Source organism: Nostoc sp., assembly GCF_036917375.1.
GTDB lineage: Bacteria > Cyanobacteriota > Cyanobacteriia > Cyanobacteriales > Nostocaceae > Nostoc.
In genome coordinates this window covers 89267-109788 of the sequence record NZ_JBALDN010000056.1, presented here as the reverse complement: position 1 = coordinate 109788, position 20522 = coordinate 89267, and the positions used below count along the sequence as shown (strand labels likewise).

General features: G+C 41.4%; 15 protein-coding genes. 3 read left to right on the top strand and 12 right to left on the bottom strand.

Annotation, left to right across the window (positions count from 1 at the left end; translation table 11 throughout):
• The first annotated feature begins 153 nt into the window (after nt 1-153).
• Nucleotides 154-810, top strand: a complete 657-nt coding sequence (locus V7K45_RS14780) for an NAD(P)H-binding protein (RefSeq protein ID WP_335004582.1) — start codon at nt 154-156, stop codon at nt 808-810.
• A gap of 131 nt (nt 811-941) precedes the next feature.
• Here V7K45_RS14780 and V7K45_RS14775 read toward each other — a convergent pair whose 3' ends face one another.
• From V7K45_RS14775 to clpB, 10 genes are all read right to left on the bottom strand, one after another.
• Nucleotides 942-1595, bottom strand: coding sequence for a TIGR04282 family arsenosugar biosynthesis glycosyltransferase (locus V7K45_RS14775; protein WP_335004580.1), 654 nt, complete (start codon nt 1593-1595; stop codon nt 942-944).
• Nucleotides 1596-1627: 32 nt separating this feature from the next.
• On the bottom strand, nt 1628-2278 hold the full coding sequence (locus V7K45_RS14770) for a pilus assembly FimT family protein (RefSeq protein ID WP_335004578.1): 651 nt from the start codon (nt 2276-2278) through the stop codon (nt 1628-1630).
• A 53-nt stretch (nt 2279-2331) separates the two neighbouring features.
• The gene (locus tag V7K45_RS14765; protein WP_335004576.1) at nt 2332-3297 is read right to left on the bottom strand and encodes a glycosyltransferase; all 966 of its coding nucleotides are present in this window, start codon (nt 3295-3297) and stop codon (nt 2332-2334) included.
• Between the two features lies 1 nt (nt 3298).
• Nucleotides 3299-4300, bottom strand: coding sequence for a hormogonium polysaccharide biosynthesis glycosyltransferase HpsE (hpsE, locus tag V7K45_RS14760; protein ID WP_335004574.1), 1002 nt, complete (start codon nt 4298-4300; stop codon nt 3299-3301).
• Nucleotides 4301-4321: 21 nt separating this feature from the next.
• Nucleotides 4322-5281, bottom strand: coding sequence for a hormogonium polysaccharide biosynthesis glycosyltransferase HpsE (gene hpsE, locus V7K45_RS14755; RefSeq protein WP_335004572.1), 960 nt, complete (start codon nt 5279-5281; stop codon nt 4322-4324).
• Nucleotides 5282-5469: 188 nt separating this feature from the next.
• On the bottom strand, nt 5470-6144 hold the full coding sequence (locus V7K45_RS14750) for a prepilin-type N-terminal cleavage/methylation domain-containing protein (protein WP_335004570.1): 675 nt from the start codon (nt 6142-6144) through the stop codon (nt 5470-5472).
• Nucleotides 6145-6182: 38 nt separating this feature from the next.
• Nucleotides 6183-7205 carry a hormogonium polysaccharide secretion pseudopilin HpsC gene (hpsC, locus tag V7K45_RS14745; RefSeq protein ID WP_335004568.1) on the bottom strand — a complete coding sequence of 341 codons (1023 nt, stop codon included), beginning with the start codon at nt 7203-7205 and terminating at the stop codon, nt 6183-6185.
• A 65-nt stretch (nt 7206-7270) separates the two neighbouring features.
• Nucleotides 7271-7987, bottom strand: coding sequence for a hormogonium polysaccharide secretion pseudopilin HpsB (hpsB, locus tag V7K45_RS14740; RefSeq protein WP_335004566.1), 717 nt, complete (start codon nt 7985-7987; stop codon nt 7271-7273).
• Between the two features lie 185 nt (nt 7988-8172).
• The gene (gene hpsA, locus V7K45_RS14735; RefSeq protein WP_335004564.1) at nt 8173-13131 is read right to left on the bottom strand and encodes a hormogonium polysaccharide biosynthesis protein HpsA; all 4959 of its coding nucleotides are present in this window, start codon (nt 13129-13131) and stop codon (nt 8173-8175) included.
• Between the two features lie 773 nt (nt 13132-13904).
• Nucleotides 13905-16547 (bottom strand): ATP-dependent chaperone ClpB, encoded by a 2643-nt coding sequence (gene clpB, locus V7K45_RS14730; protein WP_335004562.1) that lies wholly within the window; start codon nt 16545-16547, stop codon nt 13905-13907.
• Nucleotides 16548-16794: 247 nt separating this feature from the next.
• Here clpB and V7K45_RS14725 point away from each other — a divergent pair, with 247 nt between their 5' ends.
• Nucleotides 16795-16986 carry a hypothetical protein gene (locus V7K45_RS14725; protein ID WP_335004560.1) on the top strand — a complete coding sequence of 64 codons (192 nt, stop codon included), beginning with the start codon at nt 16795-16797 and terminating at the stop codon, nt 16984-16986.
• Between the two features lie 387 nt (nt 16987-17373).
• Here V7K45_RS14725 and gloA read toward each other — a convergent pair whose 3' ends face one another.
• The gene (gene gloA, locus V7K45_RS14720) at nt 17374-17808 is read right to left on the bottom strand and encodes a lactoylglutathione lyase (protein ID WP_335004558.1); all 435 of its coding nucleotides are present in this window, start codon (nt 17806-17808) and stop codon (nt 17374-17376) included.
• A 269-nt stretch (nt 17809-18077) separates the two neighbouring features.
• Between gloA and eno the strand changes: the two genes are divergently transcribed.
• Nucleotides 18078-19367, top strand: coding sequence for a phosphopyruvate hydratase (gene eno, locus V7K45_RS14715; RefSeq protein ID WP_335004556.1), 1290 nt, complete (start codon nt 18078-18080; stop codon nt 19365-19367).
• 63 nt (nt 19368-19430) lie between these two features.
• Here the strand turns inward: eno and argC are convergent, their stop codons facing one another.
• On the bottom strand, nt 19431-20489 hold the full coding sequence (gene argC, locus V7K45_RS14710; RefSeq protein WP_335004554.1) for an N-acetyl-gamma-glutamyl-phosphate reductase: 1059 nt from the start codon (nt 20487-20489) through the stop codon (nt 19431-19433).
• Between the last annotated feature and the right edge of the window lie 33 nt (nt 20490-20522).

Sequence of the window (20522 nt, the reverse complement as noted above, 5' to 3'; positions counted from 1 at the left end):
TTAGTCTATATTAATGATTCCCCACACACCTGGGTCATTTCGCATTCAGATCCCATTTTGACCGAAACCTCATTAATCTGCGAGTAACTCCATAGAATTACTAAAATAAAGAACTGAACAAGCACACAATAGTTTCCCAGGATAGCATTTATCATGAAAGCATTTGTAGCAGGGGCAACAGGTGAAACAGGTCGCCGGATTGTGCAAGAATTGATCGCGCGGAATATTCCCGTCCGAGCCTTGGTGCGGGATATAGAGAAAGCTAGGGGTATTCTGTCTCCTGAAGCCGAATTAGTGGTAGGCGATGTGTTACAACCAGAAAGTTTAACTGCTGCGTTGGGAGATAGCACAGTTCTGTTGATTGCGACTGGGGCAAAACCTAGCTTTGACCCTACTGGCCCCTATAAAGTGGATTTTGAAGGGACTAAAAATTTAGTAGATGCTGCTAAGGCTAAGGGAATTGAGCATCTTATCTTAATTTCTTCTTTGTGTACTTCCCGGCTTTTCCATCCGCTGAACTTGTTTTGGCTAATTTTGTTGTGGAAAAAACAAGCTGAAGAGTATATTCAGAAAAGTGGTCTTACTTATACGATTGTCCGGCCTGGTGGGTTGAAGAATGAAGACAACTCCGACCGCATCGTGATGCAGAGTGCAGATACGCTGTTTGATGGTAGTATTCCCAGACAGAAAGTCGCCCAAGTTGCTGTTGAGGCGCTGTTTGAAGCAGATGCACGCAATAAAATTGTCGAAATTATTGCCAAACCTGAAGCAGCCTCAAAAAGCTTTAAGGAGTTATTTCAGCAGTGCTGATATTCCACAGAATTTTATTGCTTCTGTCTCTTAATTCTCATCTTCAAGATCGTCAGATCGCATCTTTATGGAAAAGTGATTCTTATGGCTCTACCTATGCACTTTTTCAATTCGCCCCTTGATTTTGCTCCTTAAAGCGATCGCTCTATCTTCCCTGCAAGGACTTGTTCCCAAATTGGCAGATCCTCCGGTCGGTCAACATCAGCTAAGGACAACAAGTCCGCGTATGATAATTTAAGTTTCTGGGCAATATCCACGGTTTTCTGGAATACTTGATCAGTTCCCCACTCGATGTTAACGAATAGCTCCGGGATGGGTTGGCGCAAACCAATTAAGTAATATCCACCATCGATCGCAGGCCCAAGTACGAGGTCAAAGGCGTGTAACTTCTCAAAAGCTGTTGCTAAAATCTGGGCATTCACTCCAGGGCAATCTGTACCAATGATAATTACTTTTTCTGCACCAAATTGAAAAGCATCAAAAAGCGATCGCGCCATCCGCAAACCTAGATCCCCTTCACCTTGAGACTGGTAAACCAAATCCAACCCCAGCCAGTCTTGCATGAGTTGCGAATCCCCACCTGTAAAACGCACTTCCACAGATATGTCAGTGGCTTTTTGCAATTCTTGAACCTGAAATATTGTATGCTCAGTCATTTCCCGTTGAAGATTGGCAGCACCAACATTTCCCAAAGCAGGTATCAATCGGGTTTTTGTCCTACCTGGTTCTGGATAACGGGTGAAAATAATCAGGTGCTGTTTTGGGCTTGCTGGTAAATTCAGCACAAAATACCTTATTTGAATTAACTAAAAATATCTTAATAGCAATACTTGTCGTTTTCGTTAGCTCTAGTATGATCTTTTCCCGTTCGCATAGCCCCCAAAATTGTAGAAACATAGACACAACGTCTAGCTTTACCACCATTCAAACTGTAGAATGTTATCTGCCCTAATCCGCCTACTGTACACTGATTTCCAATTTCAGAGATAGGACAACCGTGATAGTTAAATAAAACTCGCCACATTTGCTGTGAAGTATGTTTTTGTAAAGTTGTCTCCTTTTTTCCTTTATTGTTTTCCTCTTCATCAATGCCAATGTTTGGCTCAAGGTTATGCCATAGGTTGCTATTATTTTTAACAGCATCAGAAATAAATTGTCCTGCCTCCGCTTGATGAACTGCCCATTGCACGACACCATTTTGTATGCGAAAACTGGTTTGCCTGGTTAATTTATCTTTAGTAGCTTGGCTTTGCGCTTGGCGCATAGCATAATAAACCTCTTTTTGGGTAGCGTTGAGACGGCGAGTTTCCACAAAAGCCAGCCAATTGGATATTCCGATCGTAGCTAATATACCAATTAATACAATAACTACTAACATCTCTGGTAAGGTAAAACCACTGTTGGAATGATTATTCTTCAAGAAATTTTTTGCATAAACTAAAGATGGTAGATGCACTAGGCTATCCATTTTTATTCTGAGAGTTTTTCAGCTACTTAGCCGTTAAACAATTTTCAATTAGTTTAGTTTTTTACTTCGCGCTGGTTAGTAATATTTTCGAGCAACGTAGGCATCAAAATCATTATGAAAATTTTTAATAATAATTTTAAAGTAAAATTTATCCGCTGAAGTCTTGAAGAATTATTCAGAACATAATTACATAAAAATTTAGCCCCAGTTAAAGCTTTTTGTCGATTAAATGGCTTTTGTAGGGCTTTGCATGTTAAGTATTTATATAAATTTGTCAGACTTAGATTCCAAGTACTCTTAAGTGCTAAAGGTCTTTCCTTATATGCTCTTTCAAGCACCTGCAAGCAAGCTTTTTCTTGCCTTATAAGATTAGCAGAAACTGAATTAGCACTTATTCTGTACAATATTTGTACAGATGGTACGCATACAAAATCAAACTGGCAAGCTAATCGCAACCACATATCCCAATCTTGAGCAGCACTTAGAGATTCATCAAATCCACCTAATTTGATTAAAGCTTCTCTACGAATCAAAGGATTGGAGCCATTCTCTAAAAAGTTTGTCAACAATAACTTTTCATAAACGTCTCCATTGGCTGTAACGTGTGTACCAGAGAGTACTATTTCACCATTTTCATCGATATAATCAGTCCAACTGTAAGCAACTGCCGCAGTAGCATTTTCTTGTAAAGCCTGTAACTGAGATTGAAGCTTATCTGGTGTCCAAAGATCGTCCGCATCTAAGAAACTGACAAATTCTCCAACTGCAAGCTGTAAACCTCGGTTACGACTAACGTTTCCGCCAGCATTGGTATAGGAAAATATTTTTATTCGGGGATCTTTAATTTGTGTAACAACATCTAAAGTTGAGTCTGCTGAACCATCATTAATTACAATTAATTCTAGGTCACTCGAAGTTTGATTTAGAACAGATTGAATTGTTTGAGCAATAGTGTTTTCACTATTATAAGCGGGGATAATTACAGAAGTTTTCGGCAAATGTTGACTAGAGTTAATCATTTTATAGGGCTAATTTATTTTTTAATCCTTTGCGCAAATTAGATTTTAAGTAGTAAAAAGGACTCATCATACTAGCCAAGTAAAATTCCATTTCAAAAAGTGCAATTAAATTATTTTTCAATTCACCTCTATAGTGAATACGGTGCTTTAATACTCGGCGTAAATTCCCTAAAATAGTTTTTATAAACACTATTGGTTTTTGCCAATTTTTAGTATTTATCAAGCTTAACTGGAAAATACACAAGCCACAACCGCGTGCCAGAGTTAAGAGATAATCTCTCTCAAGTCGCCAGCGTGGTATTTGATGATAAGTGTGCATGGTAGGATTATACCAAATCTGCCAGCCTGCATAATGTATATAAAGCAATGGTTCATAGTCATCACCCTGTACCAAAATACCAGGCAACTTCCCACTTAAATTAGGACGCTGTGGTACATTTTCACGCCATACCTGTTTCCGAACAACAAGCGCTGCACCAGGAGGAAGTCTTAAGTTATCTGCGTCAAACAAATATGGATTTGAACCATGTTCTCTAATAGCTAAAAAAGCTTGAATTCTTTCAAAATTTTCTGGTGGGTTTACTTCAAAATCACCATGAATCTGTCCACTCCAAGCACCTGCTTGAGGATGCTCTAACCCAAAGGTATATGCTTCTGATAACCAATCAGGAGCAGGTAAATTATCATCATCTAAAAATGCGATTAGCTGCCCTTTGGCTTCACGTACTGCTCGTAATCTGGCAAAAGCTGCTCCCTGTTCGCGTTCTAAAAAATATCTTAAATGACAGTTTCCATTATATCCATTATATATTTTTTGGTAATTTTGAATTATTTCATACGTATTATCAGAACTATTATTATCCACAATAATAATTTCCCAGCTAAGTTGTTCTACTCCTGTCTGGGTTAATAGCTTATCCAAAATTTTAGGTAAACGGGTTGCTCCATTGTATGCAGGAATGGCTACGCTAATATCTAAACTTTCAGCTGTTAATTCAGTCATAATTCTTAATGTTTTAATAATTTATTTTTTAAAGTATCCATTTTTCCAAAGATAAAAAGGACTAATGAAACTACTTAAAAAAAGTTCCATTTCACAAGCAGCTACCAAATCATCTTTCAGATTAGTTCGATATTTGAGTAAGTGTAACGTGATTTTACGCAAGTCATTTATCATATAAGATAAAAGCGCAAATGGTCTATATATTTGTTTTATATTTATCATTCTAGTTACACAACGGCTAAGTCCAATCCCTCTAAAAAATGGGATCAAATAATCTTTTTGCAAACGTAATTTAGGTATTTTATGTGATATTTCCATTTCTGGGTTGTACCAGATTTCCCATCCTGATTTTTGGACGTAAGACAACATTTCTAAATCTTCACTGGTAAGCATATTGCCTTTAACTCTACCAGTTAAAATCGACTTATCTGGTACACTTTCTAACCATGCTTGTTTACGGACAACAAGTCCGGCGGAAGGGGGTAGTAGTTTTTTAGACGCTTCATATAATAGTGGTAAATTTCCCCGTTCTGTAATTGCTAAGAATGGAGCAATTCGCTTAAAGTTTTCCGGTGGTTCTACTTCCCAGTCTGGATGAATTTGGCTGCCATATGCTCCAGCTTTAGGATGTTTTTCACCAAAAGTATAAGCTGCAACTACCCAATTTGATACTGGGTAGTTGTCATCATCTAAAAAACCTATCAATTTACCTTTAGCTTCTAAAACTGCCTTTTTTCGAGCATAAGCTGCGCCTTGTTTTGCTTCAAAGCAATACTTTAGAGGATAAGGACATCGCCAATCTTTTTGATAAGTTTGAACAACTTTAGCTGTATTATCAGTGCTGTTATTGTCTACAACTATAATTTCCCAAGATAAATTTTCGGTGTGAAGTTGGTTTTTTAGTCGTTCTAGTAGTTCAGGCAAACGACTTTCACCGTTATAAGTTGGGATAGCTACAGTAAAGTCAAGGTTCTCAGTCATTTTCAGAAAAGTATATTTTGATGATGACGCTCTTTATTATGTTCAGGCAATGGCTAATTTATCAATGGCTCTTAAATAACTCTATCAAACATTAAAACTGCACATGATGTTTCAATTTTGCTATCAACGTGCAGTTTTATGTTCAGCAATATTACGTATTTTTAAACAAATCTTGGTATTTAAATTACTTAATTGCAATTATTATCTTTTGCTGTCACCATTGAGCCTAAGAGAGTTTTCACAATGACACATCGCTTTATGCTACTAGCCAATGTAGGATTTGCAGAGCTTGGTACAGCTACCACTATTTGTAACCCAGATGTTCCAAGACTTGCATTGGGTAAAGTTCCCATATAGTCAAAAGTAATTTTTGCTGATGGATTTAAAGAATAGGATACATTATCAGCAGTGTTTTCAGTAGTGCTATTTAGGTTTGTACCTAGCAAAAATTTATCAGAGCTAACACTTACATCCGTTCCTAAAGGCTTCCATGTGCTGATTCCAATATCGGTACGATAAATAGCAACCTCTTGGGTTGTGCTATTTTTCCGAAAACTGACACTGTAGCTAAGTTTTTTGATTTTAGCTTCGCGCTGTGCTTCTTGCAGTGCGGCGAAAACGGCGTCGTTAACTTTATTTATTCGCTGCCGATTTACAAAGGCAGCCCAACCAGGAGCTGCGATCGCTGCTAAAATTCCTACTAGCAGCAGTACTACTATTAACTCTATAAGACTAAATCCAGCATCTTGTTGCTTGTAGCCATTAGTGAAGGGTCTATTTGCTAAATATTGCTGCTTTAGTTTTGTTTTTCGGCTGTGCAACTGGAAATAATTTAATAGTCTTAAACTAAGAATATTCGCCATACTATCCTGCTTTTATTAATATTTGTCAAAGATAGAAGCTATTTGGTAAAGATAAAGCTACTTCCTTGAACCTTAATGTTTGCACTCGGAAAATAACTAGATTTACTCTGCGCGTAACGTGCTTTAGTTTCATCTTGTATTAAACGAGCTTGTGCATTACCCCTTAAATAAACTTCCGCAGCACTCCTATTATCTGCGCTAACTGAATCTACACAAGCATAAAAGCCTCTTCTAGCAAGGTTTGCGACTGCTGGAACTTGACTAAAGCCAGTAGAACAAGTCACTGTTGCTGTAGCTGTTGGGGTTTCTTGTGCTGTTGTTGTTTGATCTATAAAATCAACCAACACCACAGGAACTTGATCGTAACTCCCCCCTCCTGCCCAACTATTCATTTTTGCTTGTAATGTTATGCCCTTTTGTGACAAGTCAAATGGTTTAAAACCTTTATCTGGACATGGGAGATATTTGTCGGCTGTAGTAAATCCAGGACAATCAGTTCTAGCACTACTAGTACTATTTGGAACGCCATCTTTAATTTCCCATCTAGCGATACGTGCAGCGTTAGACCAAGTAGTATTAGTATCTTTAATTAAATAGTAGGCAACTAATGAGTAAACAAAAGTATCATCTTTTTGAGTGCCTGTAATTGTAATTGCTTGATTAATTAATTCTCGTTTCCAAAAAACAAGCACAGGAACTTTATCTGTTCCGTTAGGTAGTTGATTTCCAGTTGTACCTGCATTTGGGCAAGTGTTATCGGTACTAGCATCAACAGTACCGCTTAGACAAGCAATTCCAGTAGCATCATAAATATATATTGCTTGTTGGAGATCGCGAGTAATATAATCTAGTGCAGCTTTAATTTCTTGCTCAGAGTTTGCTTTGGCTTGTTCCTGACCATCAGTGTTTAAAATACTAATCATAAAACTTAGTAACGGCGTAATTACTAAAAATGCAATCAGCATAGCCACCAATAATTCAATCAGGGTAAAACCACTATTTTTATTTTGCTTGTGAGAGGGTTTTAGCTGAGTACTTAACAGCCACCTCAATATATTCATTTTGCTACAGGTTCTCCTTAATGACCGATACTGAGTCATAAAATTATTTATATTTAACGAGTTAATTATGGTTGACAACCACCAAGGCGATCGCACAAAGCGTTATAGGAGCTTTGACCCCTAACAATTTCAGTTGTCATTTCTACTAGGGGTGCTTTGCGATCGCCTAGTCCCCCGGTGAATGTTGCTGCTGTTTTTCCATTGCTATCACTACTTTTTTTCAAGCTACCAGTACCGATGAAGGCATCTGAACGGTATACCCGAACTCCCAAACGATAGCTTTGACCGCTATCAATTTGAGCGCTACTTGTGCTGATAGTTCCAACTGCATTGCCAAAAGCCTGGATGTAAAACTGGACAGGACTGGTTGTTTTGTAGGTTGTACAGTCGCTTGGTAGATTTATTTTGCCATCATTGTGAAAGCAATACAAACTAGTTGCGTCTGCGGGAACAGCCGCACTACTAATTAAATAGTCGCCACTGGTAGTTGAGCTTGATACTGTTCTAGGTGCAGCAGCAGTTGCAGCACTAAGTGAAGTAGTATTTGATACTTGATTTTCTGAGATTGTTTTAGACTTAATAGCATCAATAAAGGCTTTAGCCGCTCCTGTCGCCAATTCGACTCGTTTAGCTTGCACGCGAGTTGCTGTTGACATTACTAGAACGGGTGCGATCGCTACCAGCAAAATGGCAACTACGAGGATCGCCACAAGCGACTCAATGATCGTAAAACCAGAATCGTTGGACTGAGCAGATAATTCTTGTAGTTGGCGTGGGTTCATACTCAATTTCTTAATAAGGCTATGTTTTAAAGTAATTTGCGATCGGGTGTAATACACTCGTAACCTAATGGGGGAGAGGCTTTAAATTTTCCCCTCTTCTCCATTCGGGAAGAGGGGGCTAGGCTAGCTCTGTTAACGCGATCTGTTCACCCGAAAAGTGATCTAAAAACTCTCATTCAAACACTTTAGGATGGTTGGAGTTGGCAGCTAGTAGGACGTTCAGTTGCTGGTAGTGCAAATTTGAAACCGTTACCAAAGTAAGTAGTGTCCGCAGTATCAAACCCATCTGATGTTTGAGTTTGTACACTACATAACAGAGTTTTCACCCAAAGGTCATCGCGACCCACTTCTCTGAAGTATTCATTCGGGGGATCTGCTGCTGGAGTTACAAAGCGTTGGGCAAACAAGTCGGGGTTTTGCGCTAATAACGCCACATCAAAACCCCAGTTACGATTAGGAGGCATATAATACGGCGCTTCACCACTAGGATTAGTAATGTAAGTACTATCTGATGTGTAACCAGGTCTGTCAGAATACAGAACTCTGAAAAAGATACTGTTATTCTTGGCAAGGCTAGCAGCATCAGTATTATTAGGGTCAGAAGTGGTTGCAGCAGGAGTTGTGGGTCCTGGTCTGACAAGAGCTTGGAATGGTGCAGTAGCATAGATACTGCGTTTAAATTGGATGAATGAACCGTTGATATTGGCATCAATCCCATCCCAGTTTTCTAAGAAGCGCACAAAGTTATGCAAACCCCCATTGATTTCGTAGGTACTTGAACTCACACGAGCCGGAGTATCACCACCCGCAACTACTAGATTAAAATTGGTTGCACTTGCCTGAGACAACCATCTAGTGTTTTTAACGACACTAGATGCTCCTGCTAAAGCGGCGTAATTTAGAGTATCAGATGGTGCTGCGGTTGTTACTTGTAATTGCAATACAGGTTCAAATAGCGGCTGGTATGACGCATCTCTGGCGGGTGAAGCAGGGTTGAATAGTGACGCGTCTGTGGCTCCAGGAAAATCCCTCAGCGAACCAGAAGCCGGTAGTTTGGGGTATCTGTAGAATACACGATTAGTATTGTTGTATTTGATCTCGTTTATGGGGGACGGTGGTGGGCTAGTAGAAGTATTTATTGTGGTTGCAAACCATAGAGCATTAGAATTTAAGTCAGGTATACTAAGTGGGCTGACTACTGCACTTGCTCCAGTGCCTGTGATAATTAGCGGCAATTCTGCTACTATACCTAATTTAATACCTAGTGGAATGGGAGTAGCATTAGTAAAAATTATGGCATTATTACTAATATCAACAAGCTTGGCAAAATCAGCATTAGTCGTTGCTACATTATATTTCCGTTTGAACGCAACCCTACGAGCAAATCCTTCAAAACCAGCCCTTGGCGATCGCGCAGTTGTACCAGCTAAGAGTCTGGTAAGATCGGTTACACCTACTACTTCACTAGACCTTTTTAGGATTTCTGTGTTTAGGTCTAAAGCATTGCCTGTATTACTATCACTATCTAAACCTACATACCAGTCACCCGGTTGACACTCTGAAACTGGTATCTTGAAGCACATCTCCATTACATACTCTGGGAAACTTCCTCGACGCTGAATGGGCGTGACGAAGTTGTTCACGTAAGAACTGTTATTGTTTACTGAGTCGGCAGCAGCGGGAGTACCTGTGTAGTAGGTATCACCACCAGAGTCAGTCAAGAATTTAGATGAAGTGAGAAAGTTGTTATTCCAGAAACCTACCTTCAGTCGGCTGAGTATGACGTTAGGATCGCTCCCTTGGTTATTTCGCAAATCGTAATCACCCTCATTGCGGAAACCTTCACGGAAGTTACTAGAGAGCAAGGTAACAGCATCGGCAATTACTGATGCTGGTCGCCAAGTTTCGCCTGTTGTGCAATTGGGTAGTCTAGGGTCACTAGGCCGACAAGCAAAGTCAGGATCGCGATTTGCCGCAGCACGAGTGTAAAATTTAGTATCGTAGGTAGCAGCGCTGGGAGCAGGTAAAAGATCCGGGGTTTTGAATTCTTGTTTAGTGTGCAGATTAAAATCGCCTTTAACATACACTGGTAGCTCAGTTGCTAAAATTAAGCCTTTTTCTTCTGCTCTGTAATTAGTCTGGCGACTCAAGTTACTGCCATTTATCAACATAATGGCGTTAGGTCGCCGTTCTGGATCGAGATTGTAGTCACTAGCGCTGATATTTTCACTAGTTGGGTTACTACGATCTTTTTGAGCATCATCACGAGAGGCATAGATAATGCCGCTATTGGGCAATAGATATTCGTTATCCGATGCAGCGCCGATTGCTTGTGTGCGAAGCTGACCTAAATTTATGCTAGTGGCACGAATTTCTAGAGGCTGACGCTGTTCAACTTCTAAATTGTAGTTGCCAGTTAATGTACCACCTTTATCTATAGCTTTAATTTGTCGGGCATCAAGAAATGCAGTTTCTTTGATTGCGCCATCAGGAATGTAGGTAGTACTCCGACTCAGAGTGCCATCAGCAATCTGTATTGCACAGATAGTAGAGTCAATTGCTGATTGCTCAGAGAGAGTGAGTTTACTGGTAGTTGCTTTGGCCAGTGCTTGCCGTAGTAGAGGATTTACAAGGCGGCCATTGGGAAATACCAAGTTAGCTTGATACTTCAAGCGATTTAGCAAAGTTACACCAGTGTTAGTCACATCATCAGCATTAGCCCCAGGTGTAAAAAAACCATTGGTATCTACTGTTTGTCCTCTAGTTATACCATCAGATGCAGTAGCAGGAGCAGCATAAACAAGCCCATTGTTAGATGCTGCTACTGTTGTCGAAGTAAGGGGATCATAAGTGTTTGTAGTTGCTGTTGTCTGATTAGTAGGGTTGTAGTAGCTACTTACACAGGCCATGGGTGTTTGATAATCGTCTGGCGTACTCGCCTGAGGATTGTAAGAATCAAACTTGTAGTGATACACTACCGTTGCACGCATTACCAAATCACCACGTTTTTGTTTACTTGCATTCAGAGGATCGGTCGGATCGGATACAACCATAGGCATAGTATCAGGCCAGACTACAGTGCCATAACTTTCGTTGATTCCCGACGTGCTTGGATCGTCAACCAGTTCGGGCTTTCCTCCTCGTGTTGGAAGAGTAGGTTGGACGAGTGTTCTTAGTCCAGAACCTGTAGGTGTATATACTCCAGCACCTGTAATTACCCTCAGTCCACCAACTACATCAAGGGGATTAGATCGGGGTGAAGCGGCTGAAATTTCCCAAAAACCGTCACGTCCTGTTACCCCTAAATCTGATAACTGTCTGACGCGAGTGGTACGTGTTCGATCTTTGGTAGTACTACTTGTCCACTTCACAGCAGGAGTGATGGCTTGAGGTTCATCGTCTCCTACAAAGTCTCCTTTTGTGTTGTCCCATATAAGTTCAGGTAGGTTGTTGCCTACTACGATGCGATCGCCTAATTCTGTTTCTATTACAGGAGTATTATCTACAACGTCTGGATCTCTGGTAGGTAGTTGCGCTGTATTTAGTGTTAGTGTTGTATTAGTATCTGTTGGATAAATCCAGGCATCCATTGGACGTAGCGTATTAACAGAACCTTTCATAAAGGTTGCTGCATCTGTTATATAGTCGTAATCAGTAGTGCCAGTTTTTATAATAGCAGAAGTACCATAAGGAACTTCTTTAAATGGTACACGCCTAGTACGCTTACGGAACCAGTTTTCTAATTCTTCCTTACGTACTTTAGTGGAATCTAAGCTTGGATCGTTTAGAATCCGGTTAGTTATATTAGTTCTGATGTCTTGAGGATCTGTAGTAGCAGCATTGTTAAGTTGTGCCTTCACTAATAAGTCTATGCGTTGAGCATAAGCCTGAGTGTTATAGGCAATGTCATTTGAGTTATTTGAGGTAGTTTTATTAGTAGGTGCTAAAGTTTTATTTGTAGTAGGCGCACCATTTTCTACAAATAAATCTACGTATGTTCCACCTGTATTACTTGTACTGATTGGACTACTAGTTGCAATATTGCCGCCAACAACTATCTTGCTATTTTCTCGTTCGTAGTAACATGAATATCTACTACTGACCTGAAATAGGGTTATATCTTGACTAGTTTTAGCAGTAAATAAGTTACTGTTGGTAAAGATGCGTCCATTGAGACGGAATCGAGGCCCTGGTGTAATATCTAAGTCATCTTCATAAACAACGGCATTATTAGTAATAGAAACTTGGCTACGATCTTGTTGCATTTCTAATGCGGAAAAGCCCTTATTACCTCGATACTTCTCATATTTGGTTGTATCAAGAGAAGTAGCTTGAGCAATATCACTAATGGGAACCGTTACTGCATATACGAAAAAGCTTTTTTTCAATTCGCCAGTTGGTAGTTTATACCAACCCGAACTTCCTACTAAGCTGGCACTAGTATCACCAGCTACGTCACAAGCTCCACCTGCCTTAGCTGGTAGCATCGGAGGGGTTCTAGCATCTAGTGGGCTTCTATTTCGCAGTGTACCAGTTTGGGGGGGAGTACGGAAGTAGATACCATAGAGAATAAAGCTATCAAATTTACCGTTATTATCTGTATCGGCAGGAAATTTCCAGGCTGTTTGTATGCTTTCTTGATTTTCTAAAGCCATACTACTACTTGCTTCAATCATCGGAGTTGAAGTACTTTTATTAAGGTTATAAGCCAGGGATATAGGAGTTTCATCACCAAATGTATAGATAGAAAGTTTATTAACTAAGGTATTGTATAGTGTTAGATTTGATGGTACAGAACGTGGTAAAGTTGGGTCGGCGAACAGTGCACTTATTTTGGCTTTAGCCCTGTCTAAAGCAGGGGTGGCGGCTTGCATTGTCGCTTCATTTACGCGGACATTACTAGCATTTTTGGAACGCTCAAAAGACCGAAATAGAATTGCAGTTGTTAATAGTACAACTACCAAAACCACCATCGCCACTGTTGGCAATACAAAGCCAGAATTAACCGAACTGCGTCTTCTTTGAGTACCAGAGATAGTTCGCAAAAGCCAAATAAGTTGCTTATTAATTGCAGATAAAAGCTGCTTGCTAATTTGTCTGAAGGTTTTTTGAATTACCTTGAATAGCTGACGTTTTCTAGACATATCTGCTTCCTGGTCAAGTGGATTATAGCGAATTTTCTATTTTTTCAAAGTTTTCAGTCATGCCTATCAAGTATTGTTACAGGCATGACATGAGACGATATTTATCTAACGACTACATTTTGCTTTACTAACTTCCAAACTAAAGTAGCTATAAAAAAGATAATTTATTAAAGTTATATCATTTATGAATTGTTCATTTGCTCCGGTAAACACTGATTTTTTCAGAATTATTTAGTTCGAGGCTGAGAAATAATAAGAGCATTAGTTCACAGTAGAATTGCGTAAATGTGTTTTATTTGAAGACAAATTTATGAAGATGTTGTCAGCAGAGTAGGCTTATAATACCCATCTGTTAAAGGAAAGATATCAGTTAGGTGCAAAATCATCAGATGTGCGGCTTAGATTCCCGACTTTTTAATTAAAGAAGTCAGGAATCTTGTTGTTGACATTGCTTTGATTAATTACTAATTACTCACTAGTACAGTACACCTTGGCGTAAATCTCATTACCACCTTTAAAGGCAAGACAAGCTTCTGCCACAGGGTACTGATTTTTGGTACCTTGTGGCAGAAGCTAGTAAGGATCATAGATGCAACACACGGTTACATTAATGTTACAAAAATGCGAGTAAATCCCAACTATACGGGGTTTACTCACATTCGTGGGTTTCAAACCCTCAATTATTCTTATACTTTGTTTGTGTATCCAAAGTTTGGTCTTCTCCCTACAGCCTTTTGGGTACGTCCCGTTGAATGAAGGGGAGACACCAGGTGTTATGTAGCAATCTGTGGTACTGACACCTTCACCAGCACTTTTTTGCTAAAAGACAGACCATTTTCATTTTTGTCGATGATAATCGTGTCCCCAGAGATAAAAGTATTTTCCAATAACTTGGTGGCAAGGGGGTTTTCTACTTCTCGCTGAATTGCTCGTTTGAGTGGGCGGGCACCGTAAACTGGGTCATAGCCTGATTCGACAAGGTGATCGCAGGCAGATTGGGATATCTCAAAGAAGATTTTTTGCTCGCGGAGGAGATTTTCTACCCGTTTGAGTTGAATGCGGATGATCTGCCGCATTTCTGTGCGATTTAGGGTATGGAAGAGAATAATATCATCGACGCGGTTGAGAAATTCGGGGCGGAAATGCGATCGCAATGCTTCCATTACCCTAACCCGCATTGTCTCATACTTGGAATCATCACCAGATATATCCAAAATATGTTCGCTACCAATGTTACTGGTCATCACAATAACGCTGTTACGAAAATCTACCGTTCTTCCCTGAGAATCAGTAATTCTCCCATCATCCAACACCTGTAACAAAATATTGAACACATCGGGGTGCGCTTTTTCCACTTCATCCAACAGCACCACTGAGTAAGGACGGCGGCGAATTGCCTCGGAAAGTTGACCGCCTTCTTCATAGCCTACATATCCTGGAGGCGCTCCCACAAGACGAGAAACTGAGTGTTTTTCCATATACTCAGACATATCTAAGCGCACCAATGCATCATCAGAATCAAAGAGAAACTGAGCTAAAGCACGGGCGAGTTCGGTTTTGCCTACGCCTGTCGGGCCCATGAACAAAAATGAACCAATAGGACGAGAGGGATCTTTCATCCCCGCACGGGCGCGGCGAATTGCGGCGGCTACTGCTTCTACAGCCTCTTCTTGCCCAATGACTCGTTGATGCAAATGACTTTCTAATTGCAGCAATTTTTGTCGTTCCGATTCCAACAGGCGATTGACGGGGATTCCTGTCCACTTGGCGACGATTTCGGCAATATCGGATTCGGTGACTTGTTCTCTCAGCAACGTTGAACCTTGGTTTTGAATTTCTAAAAGGCTCGCTTCTTTAGCTTCGCGCTCGTGCTGCACTCCCTCCAATTTGCCATACTTTAGTTGGGCAGCTTTGTTTAGATCGTAGGCGCGTTCTGCCTGTTCAATTTGCACTCGCAGCGCATCTTCTTCTTTCTTTAAGGCGCTTATCGCCTCCAATAGTTGCTTTTCGCCTTGCCATTGTTCATTAAATATTTGCTGTTTTTCCGTTAAATTGGCGATTTCTTGTTCAATGCGCTGCAAACGTTCTTTCGTTTGGGGAGTACCCTTTTCTTCGCCAGCTAATGACAGCTTTTCCATTTCTAACTGCATGAGACGGCGATCGATGGTTTCCAATTCGGCTGGTTTGGAGGTAATCTCCATTTTCAACTGTGCTGCTGCTTCATCTACTAAGTCAATGGCTTTATCTGGTAAGAAGCGATCGCTGATATAACGCGCTGACAAGGTTGCTGCTGCTACCAAAGCCGAATCAGAAATTTTGACGTTGTGATGCACTTCATAGCGTTCTTTCAACCCCCGCAGAATGGAAATAGTATTTTCTACACTTGGCTGATCGACAAATACTTGCTGAAAACGGCGTTCTAGGGCAGCATCTTTCTCAATGTGTTTGCGGAATTCGTCGAGGGTAGTTGCGCCAATACAACGTAGTTCTCCTCGCGCCAGCATTGGTTTGAGCAGATTTCCCGCGTCCATTGCCCCTTGCTGGCTGGAACCTGTACCGACTACGGTATGTAGTTCGTCAATAAACAAGACAATTTGACCGTTAGATTCCGTAACTTCTTTGAGGACAGCTTTTAGGCGTTCTTCAAATTCTCCTCGCAATTTTGCCCCAGCAATTAAACTACCGATGTCTAAAGAGATGAGTTGGCGGTTTTTCAGAGATTCTGGAACATCACCATTTACCATCCGTTGTGCTAATGCTTCGGCGATCGCTGTTTTACCTACCCCAGGTTCGCCAATGAGTACGGGGTTATTTTTGCTACGACGAGATAATACTTGAATTACCCGCCGAATTTCGTCATCCCGCCCAATTACCGGGTCGAGTTTTCCCGCTTTTGCCTGTTCTGTCAAATCTCTGCCAAATTTTTGTAAGGCGTCATAGCGGGATTCTGGGGTTTGATCTGTGACTTTTTGGCTACCGCGAATAGTTTTGATCGTAGCTTCGAGTTTAGGTGCATCCGCATTAAAGCCTTTGAGTATTTTTCGTCCAATGCGATCGTCTTCAGCAAAGGCCAAAAGTATGTGTTCCACGGAAATGTAGGAATCTTTCATCCTGGCTCTAGCTTCCTCGGCTCGGTCTAGTAAAATATCTAAATTGCGGCTAAGGTAAAGCTGATCGCTTTTACCAACTTTGGGCTGGCGTTGGGTAAAGGCTTCTAACTGCTGCTGCAAGCGGATCGGATCGACCTCAGATCGAGCCAGGATACGTATTGCTAGACTAGTGGGTTCTTCTAATAGGGCAATAATTAAATGTTCAACATCTAGTTGCTGTTGTTGATAAGCACGGACTATATCCTGAGATTTAACAATTGCTTCCCAGGCTTTATCAGTAAATTTATTGGGATCTGTAGGTTGCATCTTTAGAATTTTGGAATTTGAATTTTTAGTTTAAGGATTGGGGATTATTAAAGGGAGTAGGGAGTGGTTGTAATGCTACTCCTTAATACCCAGATAATTATCCAAACATTCTCAGCGTATATCCGCGTGTATCTCCAGTGGCAATTTTGGATTGGCAATTGATGATAGTTTAATCCATTGCCTATTTCCTAATTTAAAACGAAAATACTGTTATGAGCAGACTTTCCCTGACGGTGTTATTGGAGCGATGTCTACGACGGGATATGACGCTCTCTACGAGACGCTACGCGTAGCTTGCTTCCCTGTAAAGGTACGCGGACTCGCTCTAAGCGAAGCCATGCCGTTGGCAAAGCCTCTCGTAGAGAAGGCTTTACGCTTCGCTATCGGCGTCGCTATTAGTGTTGCTCATCAAGGGCAGTATTCAATACGGTTCGGATAAGCATTTTTCACTTTCCTTGTGGTCTGGGGAATGTGTTTGCGGGTAAAGGAGAAAGGATGTATTCAAAACCTTTCCCCTTTACCCTTTCCCCTTTAACCGACCGTATTGGGGTGATACTAATAAGATTTACGTAGAGGAGATCCCCTAACCCGCCTAAAAAGGCAAAAGTCTCGCGCGTCTGGGTTTACTGACACGAGACTACACGGAAAGAATCAATCTCTCTAGCTCAACTTTTTAAGACATCAGCGTGGATTTTCCTATGGCTCTTAAGCACAAGTTGCTGTCCAGATTCCCGGCTTCTTGCAGAAGTCGAGGAGCTGAATCCAGCTTAAATAAATGACATTCCACCCTACGGACAATTTATTTTTTGGAAATCCCTGATAAAAATTACTGACTCACAAGTTGCTCTTGTGATTCCTGTTTGACTGCCGATCCTTGAGTTCCCAGTTGAATTAGTTCAATTTTATACCCATCTGGGTCTTCCACAAAAGCAATTACCGTCGAACCATGTTTCATCGCCCCTGGTTCGCGCACAACTTTACCGCCTTGATTGCGGATTTCTTCACACGTAGCGTAAATATCATCAACGCCAAGAGCAATGTGACCGTAAGCATTACCCAATTCGTACTTTTCCACACCCCAGTTGTAGGTGAGTTCGATTACCGAGTTGTCGCTTTCGTCGCCATAGCCAACAAAAGCCAGGGTAAATTCTCCGCCCGGATAATCTTTTCGGCGCAGCAGTTTCATTTTGAGAATTTCACAGTAGAACTTTAAGGATTCTTCAAGGTTGCCCACTCGCAGCATTGTGTGTAGTAATCGCATATTGACCTTTTCTCTGTAATTGATTTAGTGTTATTCTCTGCAAACATTTTACCTAGCTCAAAGTCTTAAGGGAAAAATGCCGTCACAGAACGAATTAAAAGCCGAAAGGACAGGATAAACAATTACCCATTTTTGGCATTGCTCCCGATCCTTATAATGGAAATCTTCTTTAATCTCAGCCGAGAAAGTCTCTTAACCGCCTATGCTAGCGATTGGGTTAGGCAACTGGACTGGATGCGTAACACACTCGAATAAAGGATAAAGTACAGATGAGTAAATTTCTAGATACTGCCATTGAGGCGATCGCAGCCCGTGAAATTCTTGATTCTCGCGGTAGACCGACAATTGAAGCCGAAGTGCATTTAGCTAACGGTGTTGTCGGACTGGCGCAAGTTCCCAGTGGTGCTTCTACTGGCACTTTTGAAGCCCACGAACTGCGTGATGGCGATAAAAGCCGTTACGGGGGCAAAGGGGTACTCAAGGCAGTACAAAACGTCAGAGAAGCACTTGCACCAAAATTACTAGGCTTGGATGCCCTCAACCAAGAACTCCTAGACCGGACAATGATTGCCATAGATGGTTCTCCTAACAAATCCAGTTTGGGTGCGAATGCAATTTTGGGGGTTTCCTTAGCAGCGGCGAAAGCAAGTGCTGAATCTCTAGATATTCCTCTATATCGCTATTTGGGTGGCCCTTTAGCGAATTTGCTCCCAGTGCCGTTGATGAACGTGATTAACGGTGGCGCACACGCTTCAAATAATGTGGACTTTCAAGAGTTTATGATTGTCCCAATTGGCGCAACTTCCTTCCGGGAAGCATTGCGCTGGGGTGCAGAGGTGTTTGCTACCCTCAGCCAGGTGTTAGATGAGAAGGGTTTACTTACTGGTGTCGGCGATGAAGGCGGCTTTGCCCCTAACCTAGAATCTAACCAGGTGGCTTTGGAATTGCTGGTTGCTGCCATTAAGAAAGCTGGTTACAAGCCAGGGGAACAAGTAGCTTTGGCGTTGGATGTGGCGGCTAGCGAATTTTACAAGAATGGTCAGTATGTTTACGATGGTAAACCTCACGCCCCGGCTGAATTTATTGATTATTTAGGACAACTAGTTGACCAATACCCAATTGTGTCAATTGAGGATGGCTTGCACGAAGAAGATTGGCAGAGTTGGCAATTACTGACCCAAAAGTTAGGTTCGCGGGTGCAATTGGTAGGGGATGATTTATTTGTGACTAACGTTACTCGCTTGCAAAGAGGCATCCAGGAAAAAGCCGCTAATGCCATTTTGATTAAACTCAATCAAATTGGTTCGCTCACTGAAACCTTGGAAACGATTGATTTGGCAACTCGCAACAGTATCCGTTCAGTAATTAGCCATCGTTCTGGTGAAACAGAAGACACAACGATCGCTGATTTAGCTGTAGCAACCCGTGCCGGTCAAATCAAAACAGGTTCTCTATGTCGCAGCGAACGCGTAGCAAAATATAATCGCTTGCTGCGAATTGAAGATGAACTAGGCGATCGCGCCGTTTATGCTGGTGCTGTAGGGTTAGGACCGAAGTAGAGTTAGGAGTTAGGAGTTAGGAGTTTTTAATTCATAATTCATCACTTTTAACTCCTAACTGATTTACGGATAAAATCCCAACTTGGGCAACCCCAAGGTTTCATCCCAGCCCATCATCAGGTTTAGACACTGAATAGCTTGGCCCGCCTGTCCTTTAATTAGATTGTCAATTGCTGACATAACAATTACGCGACCTGTGCGTGGGTCAACTTCTACACCGATGTAACAAAGATTGCTGCCGTTAGCCCACTTGGTTTGGGGGTAAACGCCGCTACCGCAGACTCTTATCCAAGGAGAGTTGCGGTAGAAGGCTGAGAAAATTGTGATTAAGTCATCTCGCACTAAACCGGGGTCGCTCATTGTGGCATATACTGTTGCCAAAATACCGCGTACCATTGGGACAAGGTGCGGTGTAAATTGAATCATGAGTTCGTGACCGGCTAAGTCACTGCAAATTTGCTCAATTTCTGGGGTGTGACGGTGACAACCAATATTGAAAGCGGCTATGGAGTTGTCGGCTTCAGCTAGTAATAAGTTGGTTTGAGCCTGCCGTCCACTGCTAGATGTGCCAGACTTGGCATCGATAATGGCTGTTTCTGGTCTGATTAAGCCTTGCTTTAAAAGTGGCGAAAGTGCAAGGAGACTGGCAGTGGGATAGGAACCAGGACAGCCAATGAGTTGAGCTTCAGAAATGCGATCGCGATAAAGTTCTGGTAATCCATAAACTGCTGTCGCTGCAATTGTGCGATCGCTTCTCTCCATACCATACCAATTGGTATAAGTTGTCAAATCACTAAACCGATAGTCTGCACTCAAATCTAGTACTTTACATCCTTTTTCCAACAGTTTGGGTGCGATTTGGCAAGCCAGACCATTTGGTAAAGACAGGAAAACTACTTCACAGCGGTGAGCAATTATTTCTGGTTCTACTGCCTCTATTAGCAAGTTAGTTGCATGAGCCAGATGCGGGTAGAGATCCCCAAAGGATTTCCCAATACTAGTCTCACCTCCTAAATAAACCATTTCGACTTCTGGGTGATCCATCAGTAGTCGTACTAACTGCACTCCACCATAGCCCGACGCGCCAACAATCCCAACGGGTACGCGTCTAAATTTGCCCATGATCTGAAATCCTTATCCCATGAATGGTTAATT

What these genes read in the sequence shown, in the direction of transcription:
- V7K45_RS14780 (WP_335004582.1), top strand. Translation starts at nt 154, where the DNA reads ATGAAAGCATTTGTAGCAGGGGCAACAGGTGAAACAGGTCGCCGGATT.
- V7K45_RS14770 (WP_335004578.1), bottom strand. Translation starts at nt 2,278, where the DNA reads ATGGATAGCCTAGTGCATCTACCATCTTTAGTTTATGCAAAAAATTTC.
- V7K45_RS14765 (WP_335004576.1), bottom strand. Translation starts at nt 3,297, where the DNA reads ATGATTAACTCTAGTCAACATTTGCCGAAAACTTCTGTAATTATCCCC.
- hpsE (WP_335004574.1), bottom strand. Translation starts at nt 4,300, where the DNA reads ATGACTGAATTAACAGCTGAAAGTTTAGATATTAGCGTAGCCATTCCT.
- hpsE (WP_335004572.1), bottom strand. Translation starts at nt 5,281, where the DNA reads ATGACTGAGAACCTTGACTTTACTGTAGCTATCCCAACTTATAACGGT.
- V7K45_RS14750 (WP_335004570.1), bottom strand. Translation starts at nt 6,144, where the DNA reads ATGGCGAATATTCTTAGTTTAAGACTATTAAATTATTTCCAGTTGCAC.
- hpsC (WP_335004568.1), bottom strand. Translation starts at nt 7,205, where the DNA reads ATGAATATATTGAGGTGGCTGTTAAGTACTCAGCTAAAACCCTCTCAC.
- hpsB (WP_335004566.1), bottom strand. Translation starts at nt 7,987, where the DNA reads ATGAACCCACGCCAACTACAAGAATTATCTGCTCAGTCCAACGATTCT.
- hpsA (WP_335004564.1), bottom strand. Translation starts at nt 13,131, where the DNA reads ATGTCTAGAAAACGTCAGCTATTCAAGGTAATTCAAAAAACCTTCAGA.
- clpB (WP_335004562.1), bottom strand. Translation starts at nt 16,547, where the DNA reads ATGCAACCTACAGATCCCAATAAATTTACTGATAAAGCCTGGGAAGCA.
- V7K45_RS14725 (WP_335004560.1), top strand. Translation starts at nt 16,795, where the DNA reads ATGTCTACGACGGGATATGACGCTCTCTACGAGACGCTACGCGTAGCT.
- gloA (WP_335004558.1), bottom strand. Translation starts at nt 17,808, where the DNA reads ATGCGATTACTACACACAATGCTGCGAGTGGGCAACCTTGAAGAATCC.
- eno (WP_335004556.1), top strand. Translation starts at nt 18,078, where the DNA reads ATGAGTAAATTTCTAGATACTGCCATTGAGGCGATCGCAGCCCGTGAA.
- argC (WP_335004554.1), bottom strand. Translation starts at nt 20,489, where the DNA reads ATGGGCAAATTTAGACGCGTACCCGTTGGGATTGTTGGCGCGTCGGGC.